The organism is Maritimibacter sp. UBA3975 (assembly GCF_002384975.1).
Classification (GTDB): domain Bacteria; phylum Pseudomonadota; class Alphaproteobacteria; order Rhodobacterales; family Rhodobacteraceae; genus Maritimibacter.
In genome coordinates this window covers 84,537-100,009 of the sequence record NZ_DGCP01000017.1, presented here as the reverse complement: position 1 = coordinate 100,009, position 15,473 = coordinate 84,537, and the positions used below count along the sequence as shown (strand labels likewise).

Here is a 15,473-nt window from a genome sequence, read left to right as displayed (position 1 = left end):
AGGACTTGGGCCGCGACGGGGTGACCGCGCGGCCCTTTTCGTGTCCTGCCGGAGGTGGCGGCGGGAGCGCCTAGCTCTTGACCAGCTTCGCTGCACGCAGGATCGCGGCCTGCCAGGTTTCCGGGTCGTCCACCAGTTCCAGCGACCCGATGACCGAGATCCGCTGGCCTTCCTCGATCAGCACCGGCTCGTCCAGCTCGACCTGGAGCGAGCCGCCGTGGTCGGAGGAGCCGCAGAACGGGCAGTCGCCCATGTCGGCGACGAGAAGAACGTCGCGCGTCGCCTGGCCCGGGTACATCGGCACGGCATAGCCGGTGATGCGGAACTCCTGCGCCCCGTCGCGGATCGCGGCCGGATAGGTCTTTTTCACCTCATAGGTGGTGTCGGTGATGATCTCGTCGATCTGGATTCCGCCCAGGAGCGCCCAGGGGTCGTCGTTCGCCGAGGCTGCGGCTGGCGCGACGATGGCGGCGAGAGCGATGAGACTGGTCGAACGCATGTGTCTGTCCCCGGAAAAAATGACTTTCGCGCACATCTTAACGCAGCGGCACAGTCGCACAAGGCCGGTGTCGACCGACGGCGGATATGCGCGTCAAAGCCCGTCGGACGGCGGCAGGTCACCCTCAGGGTCCGCGCCCCCCGCCAGCCCCTTGACCCGCGCGACGAGGAGCGGCTTGCCCGGTGCCTCCTGCCACAGGAGCGCGAGCGCGAGCCGGAAGCGCGGCGCGTTGCTCGCAATCTCGTCCAGCCGGAACAGAAGGTCGGCGCCATGCGCGTCCATCAGGTCTTCCAGCGGTCCGGCGGCGATGATCTCAACCTCCTCCACGTCGTCGCACAGCGCGAGCGCGGCGCAGATCGCGTCCAGCGCCGTCTCGGGGTGGTCATCGACAAGCGCGGCCATCAACAGGTCGGTCCAGTAGTCGGGATGCGCGTCGAACGCTTCGGTCTCATAGGTCGCGCGCAGGTAGTCGAGGTAACGCTCGGCGAACCGGCCCAGGGGCAGGTCGCCCTCGGGCAGGGTATCGGCACTCACGCCGAGGCTGTCGGCCACGAGCGGGCGGGGCAGGGTGGTCGTTGCGATGGTGACGGTCTCTCTATACTCTTTCAAAGGTCCATTGGAGGTGTCGCCTTGTCATCGGAAATTCAAGTGCGTCTGCTGGATATAGGCGACCTCGACCTGATCCTTGCCAGCGACGCTTTCGACCATCCCGCACGGCCCGACCAGACGCGGGCGTTCTTCGCCGCCGAGGGCAACGCGATCGTGGGCGCCGTGGCCGACGGCGCGCTGATCGGGTTCGCGAGCGGCACGATCCACCTGCACCCGGACAAGCCTCGGGCGTTCTTCGTCAACGAGGTCGGGGTGAACGAGGGCTGGCGCAAACGCAGTATCGGCAAGCGGCTGGTGACCATGCTGAACGACTGGGCGCGGGCGCAGGGGTGCGACGGCATCTGGCTCGCGACCGAAGTGGACAACGAACCCGCCCGCGCGCTCTACCGCTCGCTCGCGGCGCGCGAGACGGCGGGCGTGGTCGTCTACGACTGGGACGACGCGCTGGAGCCGTGAAGTTCGGGCCGGTAGCCCGCCGCCAGCACCGCGACGGTGGGGGCCGGGGTCAGCACGGTGACAGGGCCGGTCGGGCGCGGACGGGGTGCGCCATAGCCTTCGGGTCCGAAGGGCAGGGCGTCGGTGTCGCGCAACACGACGGGCGTTTCATCCACGAGAACGAAGGTTCCGAACGGCAGGTCTTGAGCCAGCGCCTCGAAGCGCACCTGCTGGCGCCCCGGGCGCACGCGGGCCTTGTGCAGGGCCTTGTCGATGTCGGCCAGCGGGGCCTGGCCGTGGACCTCCCGCCAAAGCCCGATGAAGCGGCGATAGTCTTCGCGCCGGCACTCGCCGCAGGGCCGATGCCCGGCGGCCAGCGCCACCGCTTCGTCATAGAAGAAAAGCTCGGTGTATTTGCCCGGGGACATGAGCGCGCGCCGCCGTCCCTTGAACTTGGTCACACAGGTCACCCAGGCCTGGGTCTTCCAGCGCGCCACGCCGAGCGTCCGGTCCGCGCCATGCAGGATGCCCCGGTTGCCGAGAAACGCGCCGCGCAGGGGGACCGCGACGATCTCGCCCGTGGGCATAACGCGGTTCTGAAGTGTCATGGCCTCCCTTTCCGGTCCGAAATATCCCGGGGGTGCGGGGGCAGAGCCCCCGCGTCTCGGCCTCACTCCCCGTGCAGTTCCTTGGTCGCCGAGAGGGTCAGCTCGGGATAATCCCGCTCCACCCGGTCGATGTCCCATTGCAGGCGGGTGAGGAAGACGGGGTCGCCGTCGTTGTCATATCCGATGTGCTGCTTGTTGGCGTCCACGAGCTTTTCAAGCTGCGCCTTCGGCCCCGACACCCAGCGGGCCGAGGTGAACTGCGAGGCCTCGAACCGCACCGGCAGGCCATATTCTTGTTCGATCCGGCTGGCCAGAACCTCGAACTGCAACTGGCCGACCACACCCACGATAAAGCCCGAGCCGATGTTCGGCTTGAACACCTTGGCCGCGCCTTCCTCGGCGAACTGCATGAGCGCCTTTTCGAGGTGCTTGGCCTTCATCGGGTCGCCCGCGCGCACGCCCTGCAAAAGCTCCGGCGCGAAGGAGGGGATGCCGGTGACGCGCAGCGCTTCGCCCTCGGTCAGCGTGTCGCCGATGCGCAGCTGGCCGTGGTTCGGGATGCCGATGATGTCGCCCGCCCAGGCCTCTTCCGCCAGTTCCCGGTCGGAGGCCAGGAACATCACGGGGTTGGAAATCGCCATCGGCTTTTTCGTGCGCACATGGGTGAGCTTCATGCCGCGCCTGAAGTGGCCCGAGGCCATGCGCACGAAGGCCACGCGGTCGCGGTGCTTGGCGTCCATGTTCGCCTGCACCTTGAACACGAAGCCCGACACCTTGGTCTCGTCGGGCGCGATCTGGCGCGGCTCGGCCGATTGCGGCTGCGGCTCGGGGCCGTAGTTGGCGATGCCGTCCATCAGCTCCTTCACCCCGAAGGAGTTGATGGCGGAGCCGAACCAGATCGGGGTCATCTGACCCGCCAGAACCTCGCCCGCGTCCATCTCGGGCAGCAGCTCGCGCGCCATTTCGACCTCTTCGCGCAGCTGGTCGAGCAGATGGGCGGGGACGTGGTCGGCAAGCTTGGGGTCGTCCAGCCCCTCGAGCCGGATCGACTCGGCCACCTTGTTGCGGTCGGCCCGGTCCATGAGCTCCAGCCGGTTGTTGAGCATGTCGTAGCAGCCCAGGAATTCCCGCCCGACACCGATGGGCCAGGAGGCGGGCGTCACATGGATCGCCAGCATTTCCTGGATCTCGTCGATGATCTCGAACGTGTCGCGGCTTTCGCGGTCCATCTTGTTGCAGAAGGTCAGGATCGGCAGGTCGCGCATCCGGCAGACCTCGAACAGCTTACGCGTCTGGCTCTCCACCCCCTTGGCCCCGTCGATCACCATGATGGCGGCGTCCACGGCGGTCAGCGTCCGGTAGGTGTCTTCGGAAAAGTCCGAGTGGCCGGGCGTGTCGACGAGGTTGAAGCGATACTTCTCGAAGTCGAACGACATGGCCGAGGCCGAGACCGAGATGCCCCGGTCCTTCTCCATCTGCATGAAGTCCGAGCGCGTGCGCCGCGCTTCGCCCTTGGCGCGCACCTGTCCGGCCATCTGGATCGCGCCGCCGTAAAGCAGGAACTTCTCGGTCAGCGTCGTCTTGCCCGCATCGGGGTGCGAGATAATGGCGAAGGTGCGCCGCCGGGCAATCTCGGCGGGCAGGTCGGGGCGGTTGGGTTTCGCGGCGTCCAGCATGGGCGGGATATATCGCCGCGCTACCGGCCCGACAATGGCCCATCTGGCCCGTCCCGGCATGAACGAACGCGTGGGTTTTGTGAACGGATTGTTTCAATTGCCGCATCAATTCCCAATTTCTGCCGGAATCACTCACTAGATCGTTCACAACAGCGGATCGGACCAAAGAGCCGGACGCGAGAGCAGAGCAATCCGGACGCGAGAGCAGAGCAATAAAGAAAGACACCGATATGGCACGTCTCATACAGGCAGCGGCGCTTCTGGCCGCATTGGCAGCAACGTCGGGATGCGGCACGCAGAAAGCGCTGGAGCTTTACGACCGGGCGACCGAATTCAACCGGATCGAGGATGTGAATGATGCGCTTGGCGCCGCCTCGGCGGCCGAAGTGGCGGCGCTGTCCGGCACGGCGGTTTATACCGGGCAGTCTGGCTTCGGCGGCGAGATCGACGCGACGAACAACGTGGTCATCAGCGCGCCCATGACACTCGAGGCGAATTTCGACGCGTTGACGGTCGAAGGCGAGATCACCGACATGATGGTAAGTGAGCTTACCGATTCAGAGATCGCGGACCTGCGCGAAGGTCGCGCCAGCATCAGCACGATCCTGAAATCCGGCAAGACGGCAAACGGCGTCATAGCGCTCGCAGGGACGATCGGCGGGGCGGAGATCGTGGCGACCACCTCGGGCAATGCCACGACATCGGCCCACACCTATGAACTCTCCGGCGACGTGGCGGGAACCTTCCGCGGTGCGAACGGGGCGGGGATCGCTCTCGACGATACCGACAGCTTCACCGTCAAGCAGGACGGCCAGACCATCAAACGCTCGATTTTCCAGGCCGAACTGGAACGCTGAGCACCGGGAACGCGCGGCTTCGTCCGCGCGTTGCCATCGGGAAAGGAGTATCCCGATGGCTGACGACAATTCCCGCATCAAGAACGAAGACGTCTACAAGGCGCTGCGCGACGACGGGGCGAGCAAGGAAAAGGCCGCCCGCATCGCGAACGCCCGTGCCAACGACCAGATGAGCCCGTCGAAAAAGGGCGGCAAGGCACCGCCCTATGACGAATGGTCGAAGGAAGACCTGTATGACCGGGCGCAGGAACTCGACGTCGACGGGCGATCCGACATGACCAAGGACGAACTGATTGAGGCGCTGCGCAACGGCTGAGCGAATGGGCCCGCGTGGCGCAATTGAGACAGGCAGACGAGTTTTGGGCACAAGCGCTTTCGGAGCTTTGACCCGGCACGTCCCCCCTCATAGCGTGAGGCCATATGCAGCTTCATGAAGGGGATCCCATGAAACTTATCGGAATGACCGCTCTTGCCCTCGCAGCCTCCACAGCCCTGTCCGGCTGCGCCGTTCTCGGCGTTGCGCAACAGGCGCAGGATTTCGTGGACAAGCAAAGCGAAGTGGACGCGCTGTCCACGACGACCACGATGCCCACCGGCGGGTCGGCCAACTACGATGGCGAAGCGATTGTCGGCTCCGACTTCGGCTCCAACCGCAACGTGGCGCTTCTGGGCGACGCGAGCCTCACCGCGACCTTCACCCCCACCGGCGGCACGGTCGTCGGCGAGCTCGACAACTTCTCGGGCCTTGTCCTGACCGACTCGCAGGTGACCGCGCTCAACAACGGCACCGCCGACACCGGCACGCTGATCAACGCGGCCAAGTCGGCGCGCGGCTCCTTCGCGATCAACAGCGGCGTCATCACGGGCTCCAGCATCGCGGCCGGCACCTCCGGCACCGTGCGTATGGACGGTCGTGACTACGAAGTCGGTGGCAACGTGACCGGCGAGTTCCGTGGCAACCAGGCCGCAGCGATCAAACTGAACGAAGGCGGGGCCTTCCAGATGACCGAAGACGGCGTTGTGCCCACGGGCGGCTCGACCATCGAGGTCAACGCGACGCGGTAAACGCGGACCACGCCCAATTTTTGGGCGGCACCTTCCGGGGTGCCGCCTTTTTCATGCTCAGTTGGCGGAAATCCGGCGCAGCATCTCGACCGCATCGCCCCGGCGCAGGAGGTCTTTCTCCCGCAATTCGAACGCGTCCAGCGTGGCTTCTTTCGGCGGGCGCGCGCGCAGGCGTTCGGCCACCGCATCGGGCAGGGTGGCGCGGGTGGCGGTGTCGGCGAACAGGCTCTCGGCCGCGATCCCCTCGGCATAGATGATCTCATGCTGATCGAAGAGAACCTGCACATAATCCACGAAGCCGCCCGGCGTCTGGGTGACGGTCGTGCCGTTCACCAGCAGACCGGCCTTGACCAGAAGCTCGCGCTGGCCCGCGCCAAGCGCGCTGATACGTTGGTAGATGAACAGCCGGTGGTTCGGGCTGACGACGAGGTCGCCAAGGTTGTTGAGCGCGCCCGCCTTGATACGGATCGGCGCGAACGGACCCTCGGCCCGCACCGTCTGCACCCCGACCCAGCGCACTTCCTGCGCGCCGGAATCGCGTGTGAGCACCCGGTCGCCCGGCTGAAGCTCCTCGACCGGCACCTGCCGTCCGTTGGCCATCGTGATATGCGTGCCACGGGAGAACGAAACGGTCGCGCTTTCGGCCAGCCGCTTCTGTCCGCCCTCGCGGTCGATGGTGACCAGCGTGAAGGGGACGCGGGGCGGCAGGAGCCCGAGCGGGTGCAGGTAGATCTCGTCGATCGCGCCGGTGCCCGGATCGACCGCGACGAAGACCAGCGCATCCACGGTCGCGCCATCTGCGGACATGAGCGTGATGAGGCTGTCGAGGAACACCGGCGCGCCGGGCGTGCCCAGACCGGTGTTGCCGCCAAGCGCGAAGCCGCCGTTCTCGTCCATCACCAGGGCGATATTGGTTGGGCGGGCGGCGCCTGCGAGTTCGTAGACATCGTCCGGCACCATCTCGTCCGCGTCCGAGATCGAGTCGCCCTCGTTGACCCCGTGGGTCACGCGAAACGCGTCGGCCGGATAGACCATGAGCTGCCTGACCGGCAGGTAATACAGGCTGTCGTTCGCCATAGCAGCATCCCCGTCGGGCGTGCTCACGCATCGCCCGCTTCTTGTGTGACGCGCCCCCGCCGTCCCCTCAAAAGTATTATGCCGGGGCAGCTTTGGTCAACAAGTCCCTGATTTTCGGGGGCTTTGCCCCGTTGGTCCGGGGCGATTGTCGCGAAATCTTGAACAGCACTGCGCATCGCGTCTGATTGATGACCGGTGCGCATATGGGCGAATCGGTGTGCCGGTGCTAGCCAAGCGCTAACCCATACGGAGGATCACATGGATTTCGGCATCAAGGGCAAGACGGCGCTGGTCTGCGCCAGTTCCAAGGGGCTCGGGCGCGGGTGCGCCGAGGCACTGGCGGGCGAGGGCGTGAACCTCGTCATCAACAGCCGCACGGCGGACGTGCTTGAACAGACCGCGCAGGAGATCCGCGACACCTACGGGGTCGAGGTGACGGCGGTGGCCGCCGACATCACCACCGAAGAGGGCCGCGCCAAGGTCCTCGCCGCCTGTGGCGATGTCGACATCCTCGTCAACAACGCGGGCGGCCCGCCGCCGGGCGTCTGGACCGACTGGGACCGCGACGATTTCATCGCGGCGCTGGATGCCAACATGCTGACGCCCATCGCGCTCATCAAGGCGCTGGTGCCGGGGATGATGGAGCGGGGCTGGGGCCGTGTGGTCAACATCACCTCCCGCGCCGTGCGCGCGCCGATTCCCGCGCTCGGCCTGTCCAACTCGGCGCGCGCGGGCCTCACCGGCTATGTCGCGGGTACCTCGCGCCAGATCGCGCGATCTGGCGTGACGATGAACAACCTTCTGCCGGGGATGCACGACACCGACCGGGTCGTGGGCCTCGACGAGAACGCGGCGAAGACGCAGGGCATCTCCTTCGACGAGGCGCGCGAGAAGCGTCGGTCCACGTCGGTGATGGGCCGTGACGGCACGCAGGACGAGTTCGGGGCGGCCTGTGCCTTTCTGTGCTCGGCGCAGGCCGGCTTCATCACCGGGCAGAACCTGCTCGCCGACGGGGGTGAGGTGAACCTCACGATGTGACCGGTGCGGGGCAATCTGCCCCGCTTGCCGCTCGTGGGACGGGCTGCTATCTGCCCGTAAAGCCCGAGGGAATTCATCGGGTATGAAAGGCGCACCGTGACCGAGGCACCCCGGCTCGACATCTCCCGCATCACCCGCCGGTTCGGCGGGCGCGCCGTCGTGGACGACGTCTCGCTCTCGGTGATGCCGGGGCAGGTGACCTGTCTGTTGGGCCCCTCCGGCTGCGGCAAGTCCACGACCCTGCGCATCATCGCGGGCGTGGACCGGCCCGATGAAGGCGAGATTCGCATGGATGGCGCGCCGATCGCGGGGGCGGACGTTTTCGTGCCGCCCGAGTCGCGCGGCACCGGCCTCATGTTTCAGGACTTCGCCCTGTTTCCGCACCTGTCCGTGGGCGACAACGTGGCCTTCGGCCTGACCGGAACGCGCACCGAAAAGCGGCTCCGGGTGCGCGAATTGCTCGAAAAAGTGGGGCTGGAGCGCTATTTCGACAATTTCCCGCATGAGCTTTCGGGGGGCGAGCAGCAGCGGGTCGCGCTGGCCCGTGCGCTGGCGCCGCGCCCCAAGATCATGCTGATGGACGAGCCGTTCTCGGGCCTCGACAACCGCCTGCGCGACGAAATCCGGGACGAGACGCTGGCGGTGCTCAAGGACGAGGGGACAGCGGTCCTGCTGGTCACCCACGAACCCGAGGAAGCCATGCGCATGGCCGACGAGATCGCGCTCATGCGGCGGGGCAGGATCGTGCAGCGCGGCGCGCCCTACAACATCTACAACGCCCCGGTCGACCGTGAGGCGGCGGCGTTCTTCTCGGATATCAACGTGATCCGGGGCGAAGTGCAGGGGGCCTTGGTGGACACGGCTTTCGGCCAGTTCCTCGCCCCCGGCTACAACGACGGCGCGCGGGTCGAGATCGTGATCCGGCCCCAGCACCTCAGGATCGACTTTGATCGCGCGGGTCAGGGGCCGGCCCCCAGCCCCGACCACGGCGTCTGGGCGCCTGCGACGGTCGCGCGGGCGCGCTTCATCGGCACCGAATCCATCGTGGATTTCGTGATGGAGGACGCCTCGACCATGAAAGCGACCGTTCCCAACGTATTCTTGCCCAAACCCGGCACAACGCTCTGGGTCGCGATCCGCCGCGACCGCTGTTTCGTCTTCCCGGCAGGCGGCAAAACCGCGCAGCCGTAACGAAACCGTGCATTTTATTGCTCATCAGACGGCATTGGGGGTTTGATCTTTCCCCGAGACCCAATAAATACGGTGGACGCATGGGGCGCGGGAGAGGCGCCCCGAAAGGGAGACTTCCAATGCTGAACAACATCGGGCTTCCGGGCCTCATCCTGATCGCGGTGGTCGTGCTCGTGCTTTTCGGTCGCGGCAAGATTTCGTCGCTGATGGGCGAAGTGGGCAAGGGCATCACGTCGTTCAAGAAGGGCATCGATGACGGCAAGAACGAGATCGAAGAGCAAAAGGCCGACGAGGCTCGCGACGTGACCCCCGAAGGCGAGAAAGACAAGGCCTGAGCCCCATTCTTTCCGGCTGACGAAGGGCGTCACCCATGCTCGACATCGGTATGACCGAGCTTCTGCTCATTGGCATCGTCGCGTTGATCGTGGTGGGGCCAAAAGACCTGCCCGGCATGTTCCACACGCTCGGCCGGTTCACCGCGCGTGCGCGGTCGCTGGGCCGTGAATTCACCAAGGCGATGAACGATGCGGCTGACCAGTCGGGCATGAAAGATGCCGCCGACGGGCTCAAGGCCGCCGCCAACCCGCGCAAGTTCGGCATGGACAAGCTGAACGAGGCCGCGACCAACTTCGAAAAATGGGACCCGACCAAGCCCTCGGGCAAGTCCAAGGACGACAGCCCCAAGATCGCCGACCCGGAGCGTGAGGCCGACGCGGCCAAGATCCGCGACGCGGCGAAAAAGTCGGGTCAGGCCAAGCTGGATGCGGCGAAAGCCGCCAAGGAGGCCGCCGAGGCCGAAGGCGACACGCCCAAGCCCACCGCGAAAAAGGCCCCGGCGAAAAAAACCGCCGCCAAATCCACGACAGCGAAATCGACCAAGGCCGCGCCGGCCAGAAAACCGGCTGCGAAAAAGCCCGCGACCAAGTCGACGACTGCCAAGTCCACGACGGCCAGCAAACCCGCCGCGAAATCGACCACGGCCAAGCCGGCAGCGGCCAAGGCCACGACCGCGAAGTCGGGCACCGCCAAGCCTGCCGCCAAGCCCGCCGCCAAGACACCTGCAAAAGCTACCACCGCCAAGAAACCGGCGGCCAAGAAACCCGCGGCGAAACCGGCCGCGAAAAAGCCGGCCGCCACCTCGACCACGAAATCGCCCCGCAAAGCGCCCGCCAAGAAGGCTGCCCCTGAATGAGCGACACGAACGAGATCGAAGACAGCTCTGCGCCGCTGATCGAACACCTGGCGGAGCTGCGCACCCGGCTGATCTACTCCGTTCTCGCCTTCATCGTGGCGATGGTCATCTGTTTCACCGTGTGGAACCCGATCTTCAACTTCCTGACGCAGCCGCTCTGCGCCGCGCGGATCGCGGATGGCGCCGATTGCGGGCTGATCCTTATCAAGTTGCAGGAAGGTTTCTTCCTCGCCATTTCGATCTCGCTTCTGGGCGGGCTGATCCTGTCCTTTCCGGTGATCTCCTTCCAGATGTGGCGCTTCGTGGCGCCGGGGCTCTACAAGAACGAGAAGTCGGCCTTCCTGCCCTTCATGTTCGCCTCGCCGATCATGTTCTTTCTCGGCGCGAGCTTTGCGTTCTATGTGGTGACACCGCTGGCCTTCGACTTCTTCCTGGGCTTCCAGCAGGAAGGGACGCTCCTCACCGAAGGAGAGGTGGCCAACACCACCGCGGGCATCGCGTTCCAGGGGTCCGCGCAGGAATACCTCAAACTCACCATCAAGTTCATCGTCGCCTTCGGCCTGTGTTTCCAACTTCCCGTGCTGCTCACGCTCATGGGCAAGGCCGGGTTGGTTTCGGCCAAGGGACTTCGCGGCGTGCGCAAATACGCCGTCGTGGGCATTCTGCTGCTGGCCGCTCTGGTCACACCGCCGGATGTCATCACCCAGGTGATCCTCTTTGTCGTGGTTTATGGCCTCTACGAAATCTCGATCCAGCTCGTCGCCCGCGTCGAGAAGCAGCGCGAAGAGCGGCTGCGGGCCGAGGGTCTGTGGTTCGAGGATGATGACGACGAGGACGAAGACCCGCTCGCGGCCGAGTTCGACGAAGATGACGACGACACCTCTGCCGGTGGCGACCCGGACGCGGTCAACAAGGACAAATGACGACCGATCCCCTCATTCGCATCGCTGACGCGCTCGAACGGATCAGTCCGGCCCCGCTGGCCACCCCCGATTTCGACGCCGCTGACGCGTTCGTCTGGCACGTCGATCCCGACCGGCTGGAGCCTGTGCCCCGGGTGAACCGGGTGGACATCGACCTCCTGATCGGCATCGACCGGGCGCGGGACACGCTGGTCGCCAACACGGCGCAGTTCGCGCGTGGTTTGCCCGCGAACAACGCGCTCCTGTGGGGCGCGCGCGGGATGGGAAAATCCTCGCTCGTCAAGGCGGTGCATGCCGCGGTGAACGCGCAAACCCCGGTCAAGATCGTCGAGCTTCAGCGCGAGGACCTGCCCAGCGTCGGTCGCCTCCTCGCCCATCTGCGCGAGAGCTCCCACCGCTTCGTCCTGTTCTGCGACGACCTGTCGTTTTCCCATGACGACCAGCACTACAAAAGCCTCAAGGCCGTGCTGGACGGCGGGATCGAGGGGCGGCCCGAGAACGTCGTGCTCTATGCCACGTCGAACCGCCGCCACCTCATGCCCCGCGACATGATCGAGAATGAGCGCTCCACCGCGATCAGCCCCTCCGAGGCGACCGAGGAAAAAGTATCGCTGTCCGACCGCTTCGGCCTCTGGCTCGGCTTCCATCCCTGTTCGCAGGACGACTACCTCGCCATGATCCGCGGCTATTGTGACACGCACGGGGTCACGATCTCCGACGACGATCTGCGCGCCGAAGCAATCGAGTGGCAGGCCACGCGGGGCGGTCGGTCTGGCCGCGTGGCCTGGCAATTCTTCCTCGACCTCGCCGGGAGACACGGCGTCAAACTGCCACAATGACGGGTCCTGCGGGGTCACAACCTTGCAAAAAATGGAACCCATTCTAATTTCTACCGTAATGTCTTAAACGACAGTCGGGTCGCAGCCCACGCCAGCGGCCCTGAAGCTTTGGGGACTCATCATGGATGATGTGACAGTTCGGCAGGCCTCGCGGGCCTATAATGACAAGAACGACGCGCTCGCGTTTTTCAGCCTCGGCGCGAATTTCGTGGTCTACTTCGCATCGCTCTATTTCGCGATCCGCGCGGCCCAGACGGAAATGTGGTGGCTCTACGCGCCGCTCGTGGTCGTGCTCGCGGTCGCGGCTGGGCGCCTTTACGTTCTGGAGCATGACTTCGGTCACCTGAGCTTCTTTTCGCGCAAGCATTGGAACGTGCTTGGCGGTCATGCCGTGTCGCCCTTCACGCTCGCCGAATTCTACACGATGCAGTACAACCACGACGAGCATCACCGCCAGATCGGCAACCTCGAACACCGCGAGGCGGGCGAGATCTACACCATGACCGTGCGCGAGTGGGAAGAGGCCGGGTTTGGCAAGCGGCTCTACTACCGCCTCTACCGTAACCCCTTTGTGCTGATCCCGCTCGGCGCGTTCTACACCTATTTTCTCGTCTGGCGCTTTCCGAAGAACACGATGAAGGTCGCGCCGAAATCGGTGCTCCTGCACAACATCGCGCTCCTCGTCTGGTGGGGCTTCGTTTTCGCGCTCGCCGGCTGGACCGGGGTGTTCACGATCTGGCTGTCGATCTTCGTCGCGGGCTGCCTCGGTGTGTTCCTCGTCTACTTGCAGCACAATTTCGAAGATACCTACTGGGACCGCCGCCCGGACCTCAGCTTCGATCAAGCTGCGCTTCAGGGCGCCTCTTGCCTGTCCTTCGGGACGTGGTTCGACGAGGCTGTGGCGAACATCACCAAGCACGATATCCACCACCTGAACGCCTCGATCCCCTGCTACCGCCTGCGTCAGGCGCACCGCGAACTCGAGGACATCTTCCCCCTGCGTCGCATCTCGTTCCGCGAGGCGCTCCATGCCTTCACGCTGAAGCTCTGGGACGAGGAAACCGACCAGCTGGTGCCGTTCCCGAAAGAACGGCGCGCGCCGGCGATGGCCGCGCCCGCCGAGTGAATGCAAAGGCTCCGCCCGGCGCGGGGCCTTTTCACATCCCGAACATGGCCGCCCAGTTCTCTGCCGTCATGTTGGCGCGGTAGTCGGCCTGCATGCCGGGGTCCAGAACCTCGATCAAAAGCCGGTTCTCCAACCAGACCTCGACGCAATCGAACGGTCCCCGGTTGCAGGTCCGCACCTGCCAGCCCTCCGCGCGCGCGATCTTGGTGATCTCCGCCTCGGGGAGCGGCGAGGCCAGCGCGACGTGGCAGAATGTCGGGGCCTCCTCGGGCGCGCCGATCTCGCAGTCGATGGTCTCGTGGCCCGCCACGACCCTGTGGGTCAGCGGATAGACCTCCACCGCGCTCCCGTCATCGGCGGCGGCAAAGGCGATCCAGCTGTCGGGAAACGGCGGAAAGGGCAGGGCGCGCCCGCCCATGATCTGCGCAAGCGCCCGCGCCACCCGCTCTGGCGCGGCGGCACTGATGGAGACGTGCAAGAGCGTCATGGTCACAGGCTGGCCCATCGGGGGTCACAGCGCAATGCCATCCCTCTTCTCCGTTCCACAAATACTTCGGGGGTGCGGGGGCAGAGCCCCCGCGCGGGTCGGATTGGGCGTCAGCCCAATTCGAAATCAGGTCAGCACGCCGTCCGCCGTGATCCGCGACCGCCCGCCCAGATAGGGCCGGATCGCCTCAGGCAGGGTGACCGAGCCGTCCTCTTCCTGCCCGTTCTCCAGAACCGCGATCAGACACCGCCCGACGGCAAGGCCGGAGCCGTTCAGCGTATGAACGAACTCGGGCTTTGCCCCCGCTTCGGGCCGGAACCGCGCGTTCATGCGACGGGCCTGAAAATCCCCGGTGGTCGATACAGAAGAGATCTCGCGGTAACTGTCCTGACCGGGCAGCCAGACTTCGATGTCATGAGTGCGCCGCGCGCCAAAGCCGATGTCGCCGGTGCAGAGCACGACGGTGCGATAGGGCAGGCCGAGCCGCTCGAGGATATCCTCAGCGCAGCGGGTCATGCGGGCATGTTCCGCTTCGCTCGCGTCCGGGGTCGTGACCGACACCATCTCGACCTTCTCGAACTGATGCTGGCGCAGCATCCCGGCGGTGTCCTTGCCCGCGCTGCCCGCTTCGGACCGGAAGCACTGGGTGTGGGCCACGTAGCGGCGCGGAAGATAGTCCGCCGAAATCGTCGCACCGTTCACGATGTTCGTCAGCGTCACCTCGGCGGTCGGGATCAGCCACCAGCCGTTCGTGGTCTTGTAACTGTCCTCGCCGAACTTGGGGAGTTGGCCGGTGCCGTACATCATTTCTTCGCGGACGAGGACGGGGGTGATGGTTTCGGTCAGGCCGTTTTCCTCGACATGTGTATCGAGCATGAACTGGGCGAGCGCGCGGTGGACGCGGGCGACGGCGCCGGAGAGGACGGCGAAGCGCGCGCCGGACAGTTTGGCGGCGGTTTCGAAGTCGAGCCCGTCGGCCACGGCGGGCAGCTCGTAATGTTCGCGGGGCGTGAAGGTGAACTCGCGCGGGGTGCCCCAGCGGCGGATCTCGACGTTGTCGTCCTCGTCCGTCCCGTCCGGCACGTCGTCGGCAATGACGTTGGGCAGGGTCATGAGCAAGTCGCTCAACGCCTCGTCCTTGGCCTTCGCCTCGTCATTCAGGCGGGCGATTTCCTTTTTCTTGTCAGCCACTTGTGCGCGCAGACGCTCGAATTCAGCCTCGTCGCCCGACGCCTTGGCCGCGCCGATCGCCTTGGCGGCCTTGTTGGCCTCGGCCTGCTCGGTCTCGGATTTGAGGATGGCGGCGCGCCGCGCCTCGTCGAGCGCCAGAACCTCGTCCGACACGCCCGACAGACCCCGCCGCGCCATGGCGGCGTCGAAGGCTTCGGGGTTGTCGCGGATGGTGCGAATGTCGTGCATGGCTCGGGTTCCTCGTCAGCGTTCGGCGCGGTTATGCCCGATTAGGCAAGGCGGCGCAAAGGGCGAAAATGACCCGCCACCGGCCCCGCGCCCGCACCCCCCGACCGGTCCGTTACCCCGCCTTTCGGACGGGGGCACGGCGCGTGCAGCAAGTGTATGACATCTGTACATACGATTGTGCATACGCCGGGAGGTTAACGGCGGCGGGAGCGGCGTGCGGTCAGTCGCGGTCCTGCGGTGGGACATAGCCGTCAGGGTCGGATTTGTAGCGGTCCCATTCGTCGTGGAAGTCTTCGTAATTTAGGTCTTCATTCGACCAGTGAGTTGGGCGAGCGATCCCGTCCGGCAGTACTACGGAGGCATCGCCGAACATCACGTTGACCTGTGATTGGGTGATGCCGACATTGTGCCAATCCACCAAATTGACCGCCG

General features: G+C 65.5%; 19 protein-coding genes. 11 read left to right on the top strand and 8 right to left on the bottom strand.

Annotated features, from left to right (window positions below; translation table 11 throughout):
• Window positions 1-70: 70 nt before the first annotated feature.
• Together B2585_RS17160 and B2585_RS17155 are read right to left on the bottom strand one after the other, a co-directional pair.
• Entirely contained in the window at window positions 71-499 is a 429-nt protein-coding gene (locus B2585_RS17160) for a hypothetical protein (RefSeq protein WP_292025159.1), read from the bottom strand.
• Between the two features lie 93 nt (window positions 500-592).
• A complete protein-coding gene (locus tag B2585_RS17155) occupies window positions 593-1,108 on the bottom strand; it encodes a DUF6869 domain-containing protein (RefSeq protein ID WP_292025158.1) in 516 nt (171 codons plus the stop codon).
• 21 nt (window positions 1,109-1,129) lie between these two features.
• On the opposite strand from B2585_RS17155, the gene B2585_RS17150 reads away from it, so the two are divergent.
• Window positions 1,130-1,564 (top strand): GNAT family N-acetyltransferase, encoded by a 435-nt coding sequence (locus tag B2585_RS17150; RefSeq protein ID WP_292025157.1) that lies wholly within the window; start codon window positions 1,130-1,132, stop codon window positions 1,562-1,564.
• Here the strand turns inward: B2585_RS17150 and B2585_RS17145 are convergent.
• Both B2585_RS17145 and B2585_RS17140 read right to left on the bottom strand, forming a co-directional pair.
• Window positions 1,534-2,151, bottom strand: coding sequence for a hypothetical protein (locus B2585_RS17145; RefSeq protein ID WP_292025156.1), 618 nt, complete (start codon window positions 2,149-2,151; stop codon window positions 1,534-1,536). The two genes, B2585_RS17150 and B2585_RS17145, sit on opposite strands and share 31 nt — an antisense overlap.
• 62 nt (window positions 2,152-2,213) lie before the next feature.
• On the bottom strand, window positions 2,214-3,827 hold the full coding sequence (locus B2585_RS17140) for a peptide chain release factor 3 (protein WP_292025155.1): 1,614 nt from the start codon (window positions 3,825-3,827) through the stop codon (window positions 2,214-2,216).
• A gap of 230 nt (window positions 3,828-4,057) precedes the next feature.
• Here B2585_RS17140 and B2585_RS17135 point away from each other — a divergent pair, with 230 nt between their 5' ends.
• From B2585_RS17135 to B2585_RS17125, 3 genes are all read left to right on the top strand, one after another.
• Window positions 4,058-4,684 (top strand): hypothetical protein, encoded by a 627-nt coding sequence (locus B2585_RS17135; RefSeq protein ID WP_292025154.1) that lies wholly within the window; start codon window positions 4,058-4,060, stop codon window positions 4,682-4,684.
• A gap of 55 nt (window positions 4,685-4,739) precedes the next feature.
• Complete coding sequence (locus tag B2585_RS17130) at window positions 4,740-5,000, top strand: DUF7218 family protein (protein WP_292025153.1); 261 nt, start codon at window positions 4,740-4,742, stop codon at window positions 4,998-5,000.
• Window positions 5,001-5,128: 128 nt separating this feature from the next.
• Window positions 5,129-5,749, top strand: a complete 621-nt coding sequence (locus tag B2585_RS17125; RefSeq protein WP_292025152.1) for a hypothetical protein — start codon at window positions 5,129-5,131, stop codon at window positions 5,747-5,749.
• 57 nt (window positions 5,750-5,806) lie between these two features.
• On the opposite strand, the gene B2585_RS17120 is transcribed toward B2585_RS17125, so the two are convergent.
• Entirely contained in the window at window positions 5,807-6,826 is a 1,020-nt protein-coding gene (locus tag B2585_RS17120; protein ID WP_292025151.1) for a Hint domain-containing protein, read from the bottom strand.
• A gap of 258 nt (window positions 6,827-7,084) precedes the next feature.
• On the opposite strand from B2585_RS17120, the gene B2585_RS17115 reads away from it, so the two are divergent.
• The 7 genes from B2585_RS17115 (at window position 7,085) to B2585_RS17085 (ending at window position 13,135) form a co-directional block, all read left to right on the top strand.
• Complete coding sequence (locus B2585_RS17115; RefSeq protein ID WP_292025150.1) at window positions 7,085-7,864, top strand: SDR family oxidoreductase; 780 nt, start codon at window positions 7,085-7,087, stop codon at window positions 7,862-7,864.
• 96 nt (window positions 7,865-7,960) lie between these two features.
• Complete coding sequence (locus B2585_RS17110) at window positions 7,961-9,055, top strand: ABC transporter ATP-binding protein (RefSeq protein WP_292025149.1); 1,095 nt, start codon at window positions 7,961-7,963, stop codon at window positions 9,053-9,055.
• A gap of 119 nt (window positions 9,056-9,174) precedes the next feature.
• Window positions 9,175-9,390, top strand: a complete 216-nt coding sequence (locus B2585_RS17105; RefSeq protein WP_292025148.1) for a twin-arginine translocase TatA/TatE family subunit — start codon at window positions 9,175-9,177, stop codon at window positions 9,388-9,390.
• Window positions 9,391-9,425: 35 nt separating this feature from the next.
• The gene (locus B2585_RS17100; protein ID WP_292025147.1) at window positions 9,426-10,247 is read left to right on the top strand and encodes a Sec-independent protein translocase subunit TatA/TatB; all 822 of its coding nucleotides are present in this window, start codon (window positions 9,426-9,428) and stop codon (window positions 10,245-10,247) included.
• Entirely contained in the window at window positions 10,244-11,170 is a 927-nt protein-coding gene (gene tatC, locus B2585_RS17095) for a twin-arginine translocase subunit TatC (protein WP_292025146.1), read from the top strand. The genes B2585_RS17100 and tatC overlap by 4 nt, the downstream gene beginning before the upstream one ends.
• Window positions 11,167-12,009, top strand: coding sequence for an ATP-binding protein (locus tag B2585_RS17090; protein WP_292025145.1), 843 nt, complete (start codon window positions 11,167-11,169; stop codon window positions 12,007-12,009). The genes tatC and B2585_RS17090 overlap by 4 nt, the downstream gene beginning before the upstream one ends.
• Before the next feature lie 121 nt (window positions 12,010-12,130).
• Window positions 12,131-13,135, top strand: a complete 1,005-nt coding sequence (locus tag B2585_RS17085; RefSeq protein WP_292025144.1) for a fatty acid desaturase — start codon at window positions 12,131-12,133, stop codon at window positions 13,133-13,135.
• A gap of 31 nt (window positions 13,136-13,166) precedes the next feature.
• On the opposite strand, the gene B2585_RS17080 is transcribed toward B2585_RS17085, so the two are convergent.
• The 3 genes from B2585_RS17080 to B2585_RS17070 form a co-directional block, all read right to left on the bottom strand.
• The gene (locus B2585_RS17080; protein ID WP_292025143.1) at window positions 13,167-13,622 is read right to left on the bottom strand and encodes a hypothetical protein; all 456 of its coding nucleotides are present in this window, start codon (window positions 13,620-13,622) and stop codon (window positions 13,167-13,169) included.
• Between the two features lie 126 nt (window positions 13,623-13,748).
• A complete protein-coding gene (gene serS / locus B2585_RS17075; protein WP_292025142.1) occupies window positions 13,749-15,041 on the bottom strand; it encodes a serine--tRNA ligase in 1,293 nt (430 codons plus the stop codon).
• Window positions 15,042-15,261: 220 nt separating this feature from the next.
• Window positions 15,262-15,473: hypothetical protein (locus B2585_RS17070; protein WP_292025141.1), on the bottom strand; the 212-nt coding region annotated here is incomplete at its 5' end.